This window comes from Gordonia namibiensis NBRC 108229 (genome assembly GCF_000298235.1).
Lineage (GTDB): Bacteria > Actinomycetota > Actinomycetes > Mycobacteriales > Mycobacteriaceae > Gordonia > Gordonia namibiensis.
Window position 1 is genome coordinate 69,410 of the sequence record NZ_BAHE01000020.1, and the last position, 16,694, is coordinate 86,103.

Annotated in this window: 9 protein-coding genes; 3 read left to right on the plus strand and 6 right to left on the minus strand. The window is 68.6% G+C overall.

Annotated elements, in window-relative coordinates; translation table 11 throughout:
- Nucleotides 1-189: 189 nt before the first annotated feature.
- From GONAM_RS12365 to GONAM_RS12385, 5 genes are all read right to left on the minus strand, one after another.
- Entirely contained in the window at nt 190-1,398 is a 1,209-nt protein-coding gene (locus GONAM_RS12365) for a DICT sensory domain-containing protein (RefSeq protein WP_006867094.1), read from the minus strand.
- A gap of 266 nt (nt 1,399-1,664) precedes the next feature.
- Nucleotides 1,665-2,204: a Dps family protein gene (locus GONAM_RS12370; protein ID WP_040536276.1), complete on the minus strand. Its 540-nt coding sequence runs from the start codon at nt 2,202-2,204 to the stop codon at nt 1,665-1,667.
- Between the two features lie 166 nt (nt 2,205-2,370).
- A complete protein-coding gene (locus GONAM_RS12375) occupies nt 2,371-5,697 on the minus strand; it encodes an arabinosyltransferase domain-containing protein (protein ID WP_006867096.1) in 3,327 nt (1,108 codons plus the stop codon).
- Nucleotides 5,690-9,013, minus strand: coding sequence for an arabinosyltransferase domain-containing protein (locus tag GONAM_RS12380; protein ID WP_439644545.1), 3,324 nt, complete (start codon nt 9,011-9,013; stop codon nt 5,690-5,692). The genes GONAM_RS12375 and GONAM_RS12380 overlap by 8 nt, the downstream gene beginning before the upstream one ends.
- Before the next feature lie 136 nt (nt 9,014-9,149).
- The gene (locus GONAM_RS12385) at nt 9,150-12,512 is read right to left on the minus strand and encodes an arabinosyltransferase domain-containing protein (protein ID WP_006867098.1); all 3,363 of its coding nucleotides are present in this window, start codon (nt 12,510-12,512) and stop codon (nt 9,150-9,152) included.
- 101 nt (nt 12,513-12,613) lie between these two features.
- Here GONAM_RS12385 and aroQ point away from each other — a divergent pair, with 101 nt between their 5' ends.
- The 3 genes from aroQ (at nt 12,614) to GONAM_RS12400 (ending at nt 13,963) form a co-directional block, all read left to right on the plus strand.
- Nucleotides 12,614-13,084, plus strand: coding sequence for a type II 3-dehydroquinate dehydratase (gene aroQ, locus GONAM_RS12390; RefSeq protein ID WP_006867099.1), 471 nt, complete (start codon nt 12,614-12,616; stop codon nt 13,082-13,084).
- A gap of 86 nt (nt 13,085-13,170) precedes the next feature.
- Entirely contained in the window at nt 13,171-13,653 is a 483-nt protein-coding gene (locus GONAM_RS12395) for an SRPBCC domain-containing protein (RefSeq protein WP_006867100.1), read from the plus strand.
- Complete coding sequence (locus GONAM_RS12400; protein ID WP_006867101.1) at nt 13,646-13,963, plus strand: ArsR/SmtB family transcription factor; 318 nt, start codon at nt 13,646-13,648, stop codon at nt 13,961-13,963. The genes GONAM_RS12395 and GONAM_RS12400 overlap by 8 nt, the downstream gene beginning before the upstream one ends.
- Nucleotides 13,964-14,025: 62 nt before the next feature.
- On the opposite strand, the gene GONAM_RS12405 is transcribed toward GONAM_RS12400, so the two are convergent.
- The gene (locus GONAM_RS12405; RefSeq protein ID WP_006867102.1) at nt 14,026-16,605 is read right to left on the minus strand and encodes an AMP-binding protein; all 2,580 of its coding nucleotides are present in this window, start codon (nt 16,603-16,605) and stop codon (nt 14,026-14,028) included.
- Nucleotides 16,606-16,694 lie beyond the last annotated feature (89 nt).

The following is a 16,694-nucleotide window of genomic DNA, read 5'->3' on the forward strand; positions in this document are numbered from 1 at the left end:
ATCGCCGCCGACGGTGGGCTCGTCTGATTCGGACACTCCAGGCGACTTCGGCACAGGCGCATCGTAGTCAGCGATGCTGTGACAATCCCAAATCCTGCTGCTCCCTGAGGAGGCCCGGAGCTTGCGGAGGGCTGTCGGACTCCTGCTCCCTGAGGAGGCCCGGAGCTTGCGGAGGGCTGTCTCGAAGGGTCAGGCGAACCGGGCCAGGATCGAGTGCACGGCCTGCGTGACGGTCATCCGGTCGTAGGTCTGGACGAACTCGAAGGTGCGCTCCAGGTCGGGGCCGGCGTCGTGCTGGTCGCGCGCGGAGAGCAGAGCGGCGAAGTGCGGGCCGAGCACCGCGACGTTCCACTCGTTGATCAGGTCGTCTTCGGGGGACAGCGGTGCGCGGTGCACGTTGCCGTCCCGAACGTCGGGAAGCCCGACGCCGTAGACGCCGGCCAGGCCGGTCTTGGTCGACATCTCCCGCCACCGCTTGGCGGTGCGGGGGGTGAAGTGTTCGGCGAACTGGAACGTGCCCAGCACGATGGCGGCGCCCCCGATCGCGGCCTGATGCTCCAGGGCCTTGCTCATCTCGATGAGCAGACGCTTGTTGCCCATGCGCGGCTCGATGGAGGTGGACGCGATGCGATACGGCGTCGACTTCTCCGAGTCCGGGGTGGTCCACACCGGCATGTCGGGTAGCGGGACGATGGTCCGCGACGCGAGGGTCGAGGGGTCGGACACCGGCGGGTACAGGTCGCCGATACCGAAGGCCGCTCCCATGGTCTGCGCGGTGACGCGCGCCGACTCGTCGTCGACGCCCTCGGCGATGACCACGGCGTGACTGCGCTCGGTGTGCGCGGCGAGAGCGTGGGCGAGCTGTGCGGCATCGGCGGTCGCCTGCTTGGCGAGGAGCTCGGCGCCGGTGACGATGATGTCGGGTTCGACGAGCGACAGCAGAGTGGCGGCGTGTTCGCTGCGAACCAGGCCGTCGACGCAGATGATCTTGCCCGCGGCTCGGGCTCGCGCCACCCGGGCGAGCGTGCGTTGGGGACTGCGTTCGACGGAGTCGGGCACGATCACCATGACGTGGCGCTCGAGTGTCTGGGTGGTCTCGTCGTCGAGATTGTCGATGAGTTCCAGATCGAGGTTGACCAGGAGCGGGAGGATCTTGGCCAGCGACTGCGCGCGGGGGTGGGTGGCCATCTTCCGCTTGCGCTCGTCCAGCACCGGATGCTCTTCGACGAGCCGCGCGGCCCGTTTGAGGGCGGCGGCGGTGGCGAGGCGGGTCCCGGCGGGACCACGGAGCTGCAGTTCGACGGCGGCCAACGCTCCGTCCGACAGCCGGCAGACCGGCGCGAACTGCATGTGGAGCTCCAGATCGTTGAACAGCGTGAATGATCGTGTTTCGGCCACACGTACCTCCCCGTCAGAGCGAGGGCGCCCCGATCGATCCGGCGGACGCAATTGTCTTCACATCCTGTTCACGGCCTAAGCCTGTGCTCAGAGTAACAGTGCGTCGTCGTCCGGACGTGCGAGCGCACCCGCACCACATCGAGAGGTCAACTCTCGCAGTGTGTCCGGGTGGGAGGAGAAACCGCGGCCGCGAGTTGGTGGTGGGGGCGGTCGCGACCGCGGTTTCGGTGTGAGGCCGGGGGACGGCCCCACACCGGGTCTGACGATCAGCGTGCGGCGTCTGCAGCTTCCTTCTCGCCGCTGGCGCCGGAGTGCTTCAGTTCGCCCGTGTAGCTCTCGAGGTGGGCGCGGACGAACCACTGGAACTTCTCGAGTTCAGCGGTCTGGCCGATCAGGACGTCCTCGGTGATCGGGTCGAGCTCACCGATCTTCTCGATCGCGTTGCGGTGCGAGGTGATGAAACCGTCGTAGACGAGGTCGAGGGCGCCGAGGTGGGCTTGGGCGGTGTCGCGACCGATGGAGTAGTCACTCCACGAGCGGTCGGCCTCGATCGCCTTCGCTGTGCCGTTCGGCGACGAGCCGAGGGTCGCGATGCGCTCGGCGAGGGTGTCGGCGTAACCGCGGACGAGTTCGACCTGCGGATCGATCATCTCGTGGACGCCGATGAAGTTCGCGCCGACCACATTCCAGTGGATGTGCTTGAGGGTGAGATGCAGGTCGTTCAGCGCGCTGAGACGCTCCTGCAGGATCCCGGCCACCTCATCGGCCGATTCCGTGCTCAGTCCTGGTGCCGTGAATTTACTCATGACACGACGCTAGGCTCCCCGTCGCCGCAAGAGCGAGGGTTGCAACCGATGAGTGACGCAACCGAGATCGGACATCACGGTGCCGTAACGAACCGGGGTCGACAGGTTTCGATGGGAGTGCCACGGGTACCACCGCGACACTCCCATCAGCACAGGTCAGAACCGGTCAGTAACCGCTCGATCGCATCGGCGCGGGGTCGTAGAGCCCCGACCGTCGGGCCTCGCCGAGCTCGATCTCGGCGGGCGGCGCCGGGATGATCTCGGTGAACCGCTGCAGGCCGCCCCAGTCCCGCCCCCAGTTGTTGCGCAGGTACGTCGGAAGCAGCGTGGGACGCAGCATCGCCTCGGTGATGCCCAACGGTCCGCCCGCAGTGCCCGACATCCAGGTCTGGCTGTTCTTCCGGGTGGCCTCCGCGTCTGGCATGATCCGCCACTTCGGCACCTCGAGCACACCGTGCCGCACCTTCATCGGCTGCTGGCAGGGGAAGACCAGTCCGGGCAGCCAGTCGATGAACACCGGGTCGGTCCGGCCGACGACCTCGTCGAGCGTCGCCAGCCTGCTGACGCGCGGCGGGGTGATGGCCACCCACTCCGACGACGCCGCCGCGGTGTCCTCGACCAGGATGCGCACCACGGTCGACTGCGCCGGCGAATCGGCCAGCGGGAACCGCAGGTTGCGCCACGTGGGGACCTCACCGATGTCGATGGGGAACATCTGGCCCGTCCGCACCACGCGGCCGTCGGCCCCGACGCGACCGAACTGTGCGACCACCTTCTGGCCCGCATGGACGACACCGATGCCGTCGACGGCCTCGACCGATCCGGCGACCGCCATGGTGAGCAGCGGAGCGTCGTCGGAGCGTTCCGGCAGTTGGTACCAGTCCGTGGTGAGCGAGGCGGTGCCCGACGGCGAGCCGTAGCTGCCGAGAACAGGTGTGGCGGCGGGGTTCAGCCCGAACGGCAGTCGGACCGTCGACCCGTTGATGCCGCGTGCGCCCTGGCCGCCCTCGGTGCCACCCTGCGCCGACGACGAGTCGGCGGACTCGTCCGCACCGGCACCGGTCTGCGCGGTGTTCTGCGCGCTGGTCGTGGCGGAGTCGTTGCTCTCGGTGGCATCCACCGACAGCTTGTCGGGAACCCCGTTGGGGGTGAAGCCGGTCGAGTCCGAGCCCGAGAGTGCTTGGGCCACACCGGGTGCCGGCCGCCCGTTCACCGCTGCCGGTGGGAGCAGGCCCGCCGTCGGATCGGCCTCGACGAGGACGTCGTTGGCCAGACCGCATGAATTACCGGTCAGGGCACGGGCATTGGACTTCATCCAGGACCACGAATCCCGTTGCTCGTAGGCACCCTTCAGGAACGAGGCGACCATGAACAGCACCATCAGGCCGGAGATCACCGGCAACGGCGAGAACTTGAGCTTCGAGTACCACCGGTCACCACCACGGGTCCGGGTCTGCTCGTCGACGAAGTCGTCGCGGAAGTGGAACCACAGGCCGGCCAGAGCCGTGACCACCGCCGCGAGAAGGATGAACCACGCGACGTTGATCCCGCCGACCGCCGGCGGACGGTCCCACCACGGCACCCCGTAGCTGCCGACGAACCACCAGCCGTTGGTGCCGGCGAACGAGATCCCGGTGATCGCGAGCACGGCGGCCGCGAAGAAGGTGCGGTTGCGACGCGACCGCAGCACCGCGGGAGCCATCATCGCGCCCGCCGCGGCGGCGATACCGGCGGCGATGCCCGCGTAGACGCCGAAGTGGTGGGTCCACTTGGTCGGGGTGAACGCGATGAAGAACATGGTGCCGAGAGTGACCGCGATCAGCCGCCAGATCGGGGCCCGCGCAACACCGTTCGGATGCTCACGGCGCAGCAGGCGCAGCAGCACGACGAACAGGCAGAGGATCATCGCCAGCACGCCGAAGCGTCGCGCGAGGGTGCCGTCGGCGGTCGGCAGGATCAGGTAGTAGTACCGGATCGGTTCCTGCCACCACTCCAGTGTCGGCCCCACATCGGAGGCGACCTTGTTACCCGCGATCAGCGGGGCCAGGGGCTGATCGAAGAAGATCTGGTAGAGCACCGCGGTACCCGCGGCCAGGATCGGCGCGAGCATCGGCAGCAGCCCGTCGCGGCGACGCCGGGAAACGAGGGTCTTCACGATCGGCCGGATGCCGGCGAGCAGCGCGGCGACTGCCATCAAGCCGCCGGGGGCGAGAGCGAGGGTGAACGCCGCGGTCACCACCGCGACCGCGTACGGCAACAGGCGCCGCGTCGCGATCGCGCGTTCCACGCAGCACCAGGTGAGCAGTGCGCCCACGGCTTCCGCCGGCTCCGGGCGCAGACCGTTGTTGAAGGGCAACCAGATCGCGAGGAAGACGAACGCCGCCGACCACACCGCGGGCGTGCTGTTGCGGACGGCGCGGCCCAGACGGGGGATCACCTCGCGGCTGATGAGCCACCAGCCGAGCAGGCCCAGCAGGAAGGCGGGCAGGCGCATGAAGGGCGCGGCGACGCTGATGTGCGACATCGCCGAGATGACCTGGAAATGCCAGCCGAACGGGTCCTGCGGGACGCCGAAGTAGCGGAAGTAGTTGTCTGCGTAGCCGGCCTCGCTGGTGATGCGGCCGACGGTGAAGTTGTAACCGTCGTCGGAGGTGTTGGCACCGGCGAACCACCAGAAGGCCAGGATCGCGAACACCGCGACGTCGGGCGGGCGGATGGTCCACCAACCGGTCGGCAGAAAACGCTTGTGGGCCCGCCCGTCCCGACTGTCGAGGACACCGAGAGCGATGAGCGAGAGGATCGTCATCACGATGCCGACCACGATCGCCGCGAGTTTCACCGGCGTCGGCGAGGTGACGTAGCGGGTGTCGATGGTGGCACGCAGCGACAACCCGTCGCGGGACACGTCCGCGGGCAGGTCGCTGTAGACGCCGACGATCTGCGGCCGCATCTCGTGGTCGGGGATGGCGAACTCGTTCAGGCCACCGTCGGCGGACTCGGGTGCGGGCAGTCCCTCGAAACGGCCGTCGACGCCCTCGCCGTCGGCGTGCATCACGATCCGGCAGTTCGGGTTCGCCTGCGCCGCCGCGCGATCGGTGTTGAGGAGCACCACATTGCGGTCGATCATCGTCAGCGTGTCGGCGGTGGCGCGGACGAAGAGGCCGCGGGCGGAATCGTCCTGCCCGCCCTCCGGTGTCGTCGACAGGAGGACCCCACCCTGCGCGGGCAGGCGGGCGGCCAGCGAACACGGCACCGACATGTCCATGTCGATCGGGACGAAGGCCACCAGCGGCGCCGCCACATCCGAGACCGAATCGCCCTGCGGCCACTCGAGTTCGGCGGTGGTCTGGTTCACCGGCAGGATCGGCGTGACGATCGCGAGCAGGAAACCCAGCAGACCCGTGACGACCGCGACGATCTTCGCGGTGCGGTGGTCGCGCCCGGGTCGCTCATCGGCCTTCGGGGTCGTGCTCGTGGGGTTGGGTTCACTCATGGGATTCGGGCTCCACCCTGATCGAGCCGGCGCGTGACCAGCCCCATTGCGTCGTCTGTGCGGTGTCGATCTGTGCGTTCGGTGCGTCGGGTACCAGTGGCGTCAGCTTCTCCAGGGCGCCCCATTCACGAACCCAGTCGTCCTTGAGGTAGGTCGACACGGCCTGGGCCGAGGTCGTCGCCTCCGAGATACCGAGCAGGCCGCCGTCGACCCCGGCCTGCCAGGTCTTGGACTGCGAGTTGGTCAGCGGGTAGTCACCCAGGATCCGCCACTGCGGCACCTGGGCGACGCCGTTCGAGACACCCATCGGCTGTTGGCACGGGAAGTGCGAGGCCACCCCGAAGTCGATCAAGGTCGGCGCCGTCGTCCCGACGACCTCCTGCAGGGTCTGCAGCTGCGGCGCGCGCGGAGGCGTGATCCCGATGAACTGCTTGTCGCCGAGATTGTTGTCCTGCAACGACAGTCGCATCACGGTCGCAGCCGGCGGGGCGGCCGCCATCGGCACCCGCATGTTGCGCCACGGACGGTTGAGGATCACCGGCCCGGGGTCGAAGGGCAGGATGTCCGGGCCGACCTGCTCGAACTCACCATCCGGGCCGGGCCGGCCGAACTGGACGACCATCTTCTGCCCGAAGTTGCGCACCCCGAAGGTGTCGATGGTCGAGACGGCGCCGGCGGTGCTGAACACGAGCAGCGGCGACGCGGCCCGGTCGGCGGGCAGGTCGTACCAACCCGTCGTGAGGCGCGCCTCGCCGTTGTACCCGTAGCTGCCGAGTACGGGCGTCGTGGCGGGGTCGAGTCCGAAGGGAAGCTTGGCGTTGGACCCGTTGACGGTTTCGGGGCCGCGGCCGCCGGTGGTCCCGGAGCCGAGTCCGCCGGTGATGGCGAACGGGCGCGCCATGCTCGCCGACACGTTCATCTGGCCCGGCCGCTGGCTCCCCGGTTCGGGTTGCAGGTCGCCGGGGATGCCGTTGGGGGAGAAGCCGACCGGGTTCTCCCCGCGCAGTGCCTCGGTCGCCGACGCGCCGCCGGCGGGGGTGAGCATGCCCGCGTTCGGATCGACTTCGACGAGCACCTCGTCGGCGAGTCCACAGGGGTTGCCGCGCAGGGTGTTCAGGTTCTCGGTGAGCACCGTCGGCGCCGGATGGCGGGTGACGGCGGCCTTGACGAACAGCAGCATCTCGACGACGACGAGGAGTCCGGCGATCACCGCGATCGGCGAGGACGCGAGGAACAGGCGACGCCGGTCTGCGCGGGTCTCACCGGGGCCCGTGTCGCTGTGCGCGAGACCGCGATTGGTGACGTAATCGAGTCGGAGATGCTGCCAGACCGCCAGGGCGGCAGCCAGGACGGCGAGGATCAGGAACAGCGTGGACGCCCCGTAGCCGGCGATGACGGGCGCACGGTCGAACCAGGAGATGCCGTACTCGTAGGCGAACGGCCACGAGTTGTAACCGGCCATCGCCGCGGCCATCGCGAACAACAGACCCGAGACGAAGACGGTCAGGTTGCGGGCGGACCGTGCCGCCGATTGGGCGACGGCGAGGGTTGCGGCTGCGGAGATCGCCGCCGCGAGGCCGGCGAGGACGCCGAACTGGATCGTCCACTTCGTCGGGGTGAACACGAACAGCAGCAGGGTCACACCCACTGCGCCGACGAGACGCCACACCGGACCGGGGTCCACGCCGCGAATCCGGGTGCGCCGCAGCATCACCGCGACCACGACGAACAGTCCGGCGAGAAGAAGGAGCAGGGGTACGCGGCGGGTCAGCGAACCGTCGTCGGTGACGACCGAGATGAAGTAGTAGCGCAGGAACTCCTGGTGCCAGGAGATCACCGGGCCGACGGTGTAGCGGAGCTTGATGGCCTCGAGCACCGTCGCGAGCGTCTGATCCCGGAACACGATGACCAGCACGACCATCCCGGCGGCGGCGATCGGGGCGACGAGCGCCGCAGTCGAGGTCCATCTCGAACCGCCGAACTCGTTGCGTCGTCGGAGCAGGATGTGCAGCAGCGAACGGGCGGCGACGAGCAGGATCGCGACGCCGACGACGCCGTGCGGAGCCAGCGCGAGGGTGAACCCGGCGAGCGCGGCGGCGAGCGCCGCCGGCAGGAGGCGTCGGGTGGAGATGGCGTATTCGGCTGCCCACCAGGTCAACAGGGAGCCGAGGACGATGATGCCCTCGCTGCGCAGGCCGCTGCAGAACGGCAGCCAGAACGCGGTGAACGTCAGGGCGGCGGCCCAGGTGGCCCAGGAACTGCGACGCACCGCCGGGCCCAGACGCGGAAGCAGCACCCGGCTGAGCACGAACCACGACACGAGGCCGGCGACGAGGGCCGGGATGTGCATCCACAGGATCGACGGCGAGATCGACGACCACGTCGAGAGGAAGCTGTAATACCAGTCGAACGGCGCCTCGGGGATGCCGTAGAAGCGGTAGTAGTTCGCCAGATAGCCGAACCCGTCGGCGGTGCGGCCCATGTTGAGGATGTAGCCGTCGTCGGGCGAACCGGCCCCGAGCAACAGCCAGACCAGCAGGATCGCCGTCACGACCAGGTCGGCGGCGCGCGGCTTCAGGGAGTGCCACCAGACGCGGGTCCGGGCCCCGATCCGGCGGTGATAGCCCTGGATACGGTCGAGGAGGGCCAGGGCGACCAGTGCCACGATCACCGAGATCACGGCGAGGACCATCACGATGATCTTCAGGACCGTCGGCGAGGACTCGTACCGGTTGTCGACGACGATCGAGACCGACATACCGGCGGCGGCCGCGGCGCGGGCCTGCTCGGGACTCAGCTCGCTGAAGATGCCGGCGACCTGCGGGCGCTTCTCGGGCGGTAAGACCGTCGAGTCGCCGAGGCCGACGAACTGGGCGCCGGGTCCGCTCGGGGCGGAGAAGATGTGCAGCTCGCGGCAACGGTCTAGATCGGCGCGGGGCGCGGTGGCCGCGACGCTGTTGCGGAAGGTGACCGTGACGGCCTGATCGGACTTCGTCACCCACAGCGACGAACCCTTCGACTTCGGCGCGCTCACCGGCATCGTCGACAGGACGACGCCGTTGCGAGCACTCGCCAGCGTGGAACACGGGATGCGGGCGTCGAGCGTCTGCGGGGTCTGCGCGATGAGTGGCGCCATCACCGACGACGTCTCGGCGGCGAGCTGCTGACCTGCGGGCCAGGTGATGTCGGCGTCGGTGGCCTTCACCGGCAGCAGCGGCGTCAGAGCGCACAGCACGACGCCGAGAACACCCGCGACGATCGCGATCAGACGAGCGGTATGTGCGGAAACACGGGACGTCGGAGCTGTCACAGGCACGGTGCTTGATCGTATGCGACCGACACCCGGCCACCTAGCGCCCACCCTTCGTGGCTCGCTCCGCTCGCACCTCAGGGAGCAGACACCGGCTTCGCTCCCTGAGTAGCCCGGAGCTTGCGAAGGGCGTATCGAAGGGTCAGTGCCGGAGCGGCGCCGGGCTCCACAGACCGCTGCGGGTCTCCGTGCCGGTGTCGATGTCGGCGAGGCTGTCCACGCCGCCGTACGGCTCGTAGCGCTCCAGCGCGCCCCAGTCGCGGCCGATGTCGGCCATCAGATACGTCGGCAGGGCGGTGGGCTGCTGCGACACGTCGATCCAGCCGAGCGGGCCGCCGCCGTAGTAGTTCTGCCATGCCGAGACCGCGGCCGCCAGATCCGACCCCGGCTTGATCCGCCACTGGGGGATCTCGGCGACGCCCGCATCGTGGGTGAACGGCCGCTGGCACGGGAAGGCCAGACCCGACGTCCAGTCCACGTGCACCGGGTCGGTGCTGCCGACGACGTCCTGCAGCGTCCTCATCTGCGGGACACGCGGCGGGGTCAGGACGATGAAGCGGTCCTCGTTGAGGTTGTCGTCGGTGGCGACGATGCGGACCGCGGTGGTGTCCGCCGGCAGCTCGCTGGTGTTGTAGCGCAGGTTCCGCCAGGCCGGGCGTGGGCCGGGGTCGATGAGTTCGGTCTCGCCGGCGGCGGTGAGGTCGGCGTCCTTGGTGTCCGGTCCGATGGGGTCGGCGGTGTACTCGAGCATCACGTTCGGGTTGTCGTATTCGCCGGCCACCGACATGGTCAGCAGCGGACGGTCGCGCCAGTCCTCCGGGAGGGCGTACCAGCCGGAGGTGAGCCGGGCCGGGACCTGGTCGAGCTTGGAGTAGCTACCCATGACCGGAGTGGTGTTCGGGTCGAGGAAGAACGGCAACGCGGCGCTGCTGCCGTTGACCCCGGGTTCGGCCAGTTCACCGCCACCGGTGCCGCCGGGATTGGAGTTGACGATCTTCGGGTCGGCCCACACGTTGCCGGACAACACACCCAGCGAGCCCTCACTGGCCGTCGACGCCAGGTCCAGCGGCACACCGTCGGGGGAGAAGCCGACCGTCTTCGGCGAGGTCCCGGGTGCAGGGGCCGGTCCGCCCAGCGGGTTGCCCAGCGACCCGTCGACGGGCCGCAGCATGTCGCGGTTGGGGTCTCCTTCGACCCACACCTTGTCGGCCATGCCGCACGGCTTGCCGGCGAGCGCGGCCAGATTGGAGCGCGGCACCGAGTACGACGACGACTGGTGGATGCCGGCGAACACTGCGGTGACGATCTCGAAGACGACGACGGCCATCGCGAGATAGGCGAGCGGTGCGGCGGCCATCGACGCGGACACGCGTCGGTACCAACGCCGGTCGGAGGTGTCCGCCCGCCTGGTGGGATCCCCGTCGGGGGAGTGTGGGTCGGTGCCGGTGAACGGTTCCCGGAAGTGGAACCACAGCGCGAGGAGGAGTAGTGCCAGCGCGGCGTACAGGAACACGCTGCCGAGCATCACCCCGCCGATCTTCACCTGCTCGTAGGCCCAGGGCATGCCCCACGCGGAGTAGTAGTAATAGGAGTTCGGCGCGGTGAACGCCAACCCGCCGATGAACAGGACGAGTGCACAGAACAGAGTGCGGTTGCGTCGTGAGTGCATCGACTGCTGGCTGGCGGCGATCGCGGCGATGGCGGCCAGCGCGGCAGCGATACCGGCGAAGACGCCGAAGTGGTGGGTCCACTTGGTCGGCGTGAACATGAGGAACACCAGTGAGGCGAAGGTGATCGCGACGATGCGGCGGGTGGGTCCGATGGCGGTGCCAGGGATGCGGTTCTTGCGGATCAGAACCGCGGCGGAAACGACGAGTCCGAGGATCATCGCGAGGACGGCGAAGCGCCGGGCGATGTCGCCGTCGGCGGAGAACGCGAACAGCAGCGAGTAGCGGCCCATCTCGTTGTACCAGTTCATCGAAGGCCCGAGTGCCGTCTTCATGCTCGATGCCTCGGAGAACGAGCGCAGGGTCAGGTTCGAGAACACCACGAAGGCGACGAAACTGCCGGCGGCCAGGATCGGGGCGATGAGCGCGACGTAGGACCACCTCAGCGCGCGGCGCGACGTCGAGTCGCCGGTGATGACCCGGGCGCGCTTGATCAGCGCCATGATCATCGGTCGGGCACCGGCGATCAGTGCGGCGACCGCGAGCAGGCCGGTCGGACCGGCGGCGAGGCTGAACGCGCCGACGGTGCAGGCCACCGCGGCGGGGAGCAATCGGCCGGTGGCGATGGCGCGTTCCACCGAGCACCAGGTGAGCAGCGCGCCGAGGCAGATGATCGGCTCGGGACGCAGACCGTTGTTGAACGGGAACCAGCAGGCCAGGAAGGTGAACGCGGCTGTCCAGGCCACCATCGGGCGGGTCACAGCAGCCCGGCCCAGCCGCGGGATCACCTCGTGACTCACGATGAGCCACACCAGGATTCCGCAGGCGAGTGCCGGCAGGCGCATCCAGGGGCTGGCGACCGACACGTGGCTCAGCAGTCCGAAGACCTGGTAATACCAGCCGAACGGGGCCTCGGGCGCGCCGTACCAGCGGAAGTAATTCGCGGTGTAGTCGGTGTCCTGTGCGACCCGCGACATCGTCAGGAGGTAACCGTCGTCGGAGGTGTTGGGGCCGACGATGTGCCACAGGATCAGTGCGCCGATCACCACATAGTCGCGCGAGTTGAGGCGCCACCAGCGGGCGGGGAAGATGCGACGGTGCTTGCGGCCGTCGGTTGCGTCGAGGGTGGCCAGCGCCGCGAGTGAGAGCAGCGTCGCGGCCACTCCGACGATGATGACGAGCCACTTGGAGAGGGTCGGCGCGGTGTTGTAGCGGGAGTCGACGGTAACATGTGCGTCGAGACCGTCGATCTCGGACGCGGGCCCGGACAGGTCGGTGAAGAGGCCGGTGACCTGCGGCCGCTGGTCGGGCGAGTTCTTGAAGGCCTCTTTGTCCTCGGTGGTCCCCTCGAGCGGTTCCCCGGCATCGTCGGTCATGCCGACGAATTCGGCGGTCACCGCGTCGGAATCGGCGTGGACGACGATCTCGCGGCAGTCCTGTGCGCGCATGTCCTGGAGCCTGGCGGAGATCAGCGGGACATTACGGATGACCACCTCGACGCCTTGGCGGTCGGCGGGGGCATCGGCGGCACCCGTCTTACGGATGAAGAGGCCGCGTTCGGCGGATTTCTCCGCCTGCTTCGGCGTGGTCGACAGCACGACCGAACCGCCGGGTGGGAGGTCGTCGATGGCCGTGCACGGGATCGTGACGTCGAGGTCGACGGGCGTGTAGCCGATGAGCGGGGAGGCGACGGAACCGATCTGCCCGTTCTGGGGCCAGTTGATCTCCGCGGTCTTCTGCTCGACCGGCATCAGCGGGGTGGCGAGCGCGAGCAGGAACCCGAGCAGGCCGGTGACTATGGCGACGATCCTCGCTCGTCGAACGGTCTGCGCTGGCACAAAGAGAGATGGTAGCCCTTGCGGTGTCTCGCCCCGGTCGGTGAGGCGACACCCTGCGCGACGCCGCAGGTGCGCCGGGGTCCGGCGACTATGGTGAACCCATGTCCGACTCCACGTCCGATTCGGCCGGTCCCGAGCCGCTGCCGATCCTGCTGCTCAACGGGCCGAACCTGAACACCCTGGGTACCCGTGAGCCGGCGATCTACGGCTCCGAGACGCTCGAGGACGTCGTCGACCTCGCCGAGCGGACGGCGTCGGAACTCGGTTTCGGCCTGCGTGCGGCGCAGACCAATCACGAGGGCCAGATGATCGACTGGATTCACGAGTCGGTCGGGAAGATCAGCGGCATCGTCATCAACCCCGGTGGGTGGACCCACACGTCCGTCGCCCTCGCCGACGCCCTGGTGGTGCCCGGTGTGCCGATCTTCGAGGTCCACATCAGCAACGTGCACAAGCGTGAGGCCTTCCGCCACCACTCCTATGTCTCGCCCCTCGCGGCCGGCGTCATCGCGGGGTACGGCATCCGCGGCTACGAGTTCGCGATCCGGCGACTCGCGGAGATCGCGGCCTGAGCCCCCTTTTGCAACCCAAAGGTTGCAAGTCGCGGATATTGGTGCAACCATTGGGTTGCATCATTCGAAGCGGCCCAGGAGGCGTCATGAGTGCGACCGATCCCGAGACAACCAGTGCGGCAATCGATGAGGACCTCGACCGGATCGAGCGGGAGATCGACATCGAGGCGACCGCCGAGCGCGTCTGGCAGCTCGTCAGCGAACCGGGCTGGTACATCAACGACAACGCGATCACCGAACACCGGATCGACCGCGACGGGGACCTGTCGACGGTGCACGATCCGGTCCACGGCGCCTTCGTCTTTCGCACGGTGGAACTCGACGAGCCGCGCTACGCGGCCTTTCGATGGCTTGCCGACGCCACCGATCCCGACTCGGAGTCGACGTTGGTCGAGTTCTGGATCACCGATTCCGGTTCCGGGGTGACCCTCAGGGTCGTCGAGTCGGGTTTCGCCTCGCTGTCCGGTTCGGACGCGGAACGACGCGCCAGATTCGACGGCAACGTCGAAGGCTGGAAGATCGAGCTCGAACTCGCACGTACTCACCTGACGAGCGGCTCCGATGCCTGAGGTCGCTCCGGTCGAGATCTTCGGTGCCCTCGCCGACGAGAGCCGCTGGCAGATCCTCGTCAGACTGGGAACCGAACCGGCGTCGGCCTCGACTCTTGCCACCGAGTTGCCGATCAGCCGTCAGGCGATCGCCAAACATCTCAAGATCCTGACCGAGGCGGGTCTGGTCACCGCGTCCCGCGCCGGACGCGAAATCCGTTACGAGGCGGTCGGTTCGGAGCTCTCGCGGGTGGCCCGGCACCTGGACACCATCGCGCGCGGATGGGATCGCCGACTGGCCGGCATCAAGAAGGCTGCCGAAGGTGGCTGACCGGCGAGCGCGTAGATGTCGCGAAACGTGGCGGCTGGCGACACGTTCCGCGACATCTGCGTTCAGGGTGCCCCGTCGCCGATGATCTCGTCGAGCGCCCGCGCGGTCTCCGCGGCGTGCGGCGCCCGGATCATCGAGATGTGGTCACCGTCGATGTCGAGGAATTCCACTCTGCCCGAGGTGAAGTGACTCCACAGCGCGGGATCGTCGGTGTTGGTGCGCGCCTTCACCACCGTGATCGGGCCCGAGTAGGGACTGGGCCGGTGACGGCGGATCATCCTGGTGCCCAGGCGGAAGAAGACGACCCACTGCACCGGCGTCGACAACGGGACGAGTCCCGCGGTGAGGACGAGGGCGTTGAGGGCGATCTCTTGCACGACGCGCTGGACCGGTGAGCCGGCGGGCTTCTTCTCCTCGGTCCCGGTACGGTCCGGCAGCGTCTCTTCGGTCTTGGTCAACGAGCGCAACGAGTCCCGGACGCGCTGTGCGACGTTCGGCGCGTTCCCGGAAAGGCGTTGCGCCAGCACCGGGTCGATGACCGAGTCGAGCACCGCGACCGGATGGCAGGTCTCGCCGGCCCGGGTGAGGCGAGCGGCGACCTCGACGGCGATGAACCCGCCCAGCGAGTAGCCGCCGATCTGATACGGGCCATGGGGTTGCACCGAGCGGATGTCGGCGATGGCACGACGCGCCGCGGCGCGTACGGAATGATCTGCACGGCCGTGTTTTTCGACGCCCCTCGACTGGATGGCGTAGACCGGGCGGTCGCCGGAGAGGGCGCGGACGACCGGTGTCAGGCTCGTCGCGAGGCTGCCGGCCCCGGCGATCAGGAAGATGGGGTCGCCGTGCCCCTTCCGTAGCGGGATCAGCGTGGCGCCGGTCGCGTTCTTGGACCGCTCCTTCGCGGCCGCCTCGATCCGCTGCGCGAACTGCGCGATCGTCGGTGCCTCGGCGAGCATGGCGGTGTTCACCTCCAACTGGAGGTGATGCTGAACCTCGGAGAGCATCTTCGCAGCAGCGAGTGAGTCGCCGCCGAGCTTCACGAAGTCGTCGTGGCGACCGAAGGACTGGGGTTCGAGACCGAGAATCTCGCCCCAGAAGCGGTGCAGCGCCATCTCGGTGAGTCCGCGCGGACGCTCGGGCGTCGGACGTGGAGGGGGAGGCGGCAGGGCACCGCGGTCGACCTTGCCCCGCTCGTTGCGCGGGATCTCCGAGACCACGACGATGTCACGCGGGATCATCCACGGTGTCAGTGTCTTCCCGAGTTCGTGGCGGATCTCGGCAGGCGACGGCGACCACTTCTGCGGGTCGACGGCCACGTGCGCGGTGAGCCGGCCCTCCTCCCGGTCGGCGGTGACGACGGCGTCGGTGGTCCAGGGCAGCGAGCGCAGCGCGGACTCGACCTCGAGGGGTTCGACGAGGTAACCGCGGACCTTGATCGCATCGTCACCGCGACCGAGCAGTGCGAGTGCACCGTTCTCGTCGAGACGGCCGAGATCGCCGGTGCGATAACGCCGGCGGCCGTCGGGCAGCGAGGTGAAGCGAGCCGCGGTCAGCTCCGGATTCGCGTGATATCCGGAGGCGATGTTCGCTGATTCGACGATGACCTCGCCGGTCGACCCCGTTGGTAGATCCCGATCGTCCTCGTCGACGATGCGGACGAACTTGTCCGACGCCGGGATGCCGACCGGGATCGCGCCGTCTTCGACCTCGCGTTCCGGCGGGAAGAGATTGAAAGCGAGGTTGCCGACCTCGGATGCGCCTGCCCAGCAGCAGAACACGCCCCGAGGGAGGATCGTGTTCCGCGCGAGTTCGACGTCCGTGCGATGTGCGGGCTCACCGCAGGTCGACAACAGGCGTAGGGAATCGACGGCATCCTCGGCGTCGAGCTCGCCCAGCCACGACCGGAGCAGTGACGGCGTGCAGTGCGCGGTGGTGGCGCCTTCGGCGGACAGCCAGTCCCGTAACCCGGTGGTGGTGCGGCGCCGGACATCCCACAGCAGCATCGTCGCGCCGTTCAGGACGCTCATCGCGAGCGCGTCGAGCCCGCCGCCGAAGCTCAGCGGCAGTAGCACGGCCGCGCGGTCGTCGGGGCCGAGCTCCATGAACCGACGGCCGTCACGCGCGTGGTTGACGGGTGTTCGCTGCGCGAGCACCACGCCCTTGGGGGTGCCGGTGGACCCGGAGGTGAACAGCAGGACCGCGGGATCATCGGGGGCGGGTTCGACGACACGGGTCTCGTGAAGTTCGTGATCGACGACAGTCGCCGGGGCGAGGAGATGTGCCCCGGACAGTTCCAGGATGTTCGCGCGGCGGTCATCGGGCAGGAACGGATCGACCATGACGAGCGAACGTCCGGCGCACCAGACCGCGAGCATGGAGATCACCGAGTCGATGTCGGATTCGATCTCGACGGCGACCGGGCTGTCGGTCGGGGTGGTGTCGAGGATTGCGCGGGCGAGGTCGTCCACTCGCGTGGCCGCCTGCGCGAAGGTGATCGACTGCTCCGGAGTGCGGATCGCGGCCGCGTCGTCGCGGCTGCGGGCGATGGCTCGCCACCGGGCGGCGACGGTCGGCGCCGCGGACTCGGATGATCCGGCCGGGGTGGACAGAAGGGCATCCAGGTGTTTGTCGCCGGTCATGTCTCGAACTCCCCAGGTGGCGGGGGTGACCACGGATGCGGCTCGTGCGGGACTCGGCCCCTCCTCCGGCCCCGGGAAATGAACTCAGG

What these genes read in the sequence shown, in the direction of transcription:
- GONAM_RS12370 (WP_040536276.1), bottom strand. Translation starts at nt 2,204, where the DNA reads ATGAGTAAATTCACGGCACCAGGACTGAGCACGGAATCGGCCGATGAG.
- GONAM_RS12375 (WP_006867096.1), bottom strand. Translation starts at nt 5,697, where the DNA reads ATGAGTGAACCCAACCCCACGAGCACGACCCCGAAGGCCGATGAGCGA.
- aroQ (WP_006867099.1), top strand. Translation starts at nt 12,614, where the DNA reads ATGTCCGACTCCACGTCCGATTCGGCCGGTCCCGAGCCGCTGCCGATC.
- GONAM_RS12395 (WP_006867100.1), top strand. Translation starts at nt 13,171, where the DNA reads ATGAGTGCGACCGATCCCGAGACAACCAGTGCGGCAATCGATGAGGAC.
- GONAM_RS12400 (WP_006867101.1), top strand. Translation starts at nt 13,646, where the DNA reads ATGCCTGAGGTCGCTCCGGTCGAGATCTTCGGTGCCCTCGCCGACGAG.
- GONAM_RS12405 (WP_006867102.1), bottom strand. Translation starts at nt 16,605, where the DNA reads ATGACCGGCGACAAACACCTGGATGCCCTTCTGTCCACCCCGGCCGGA.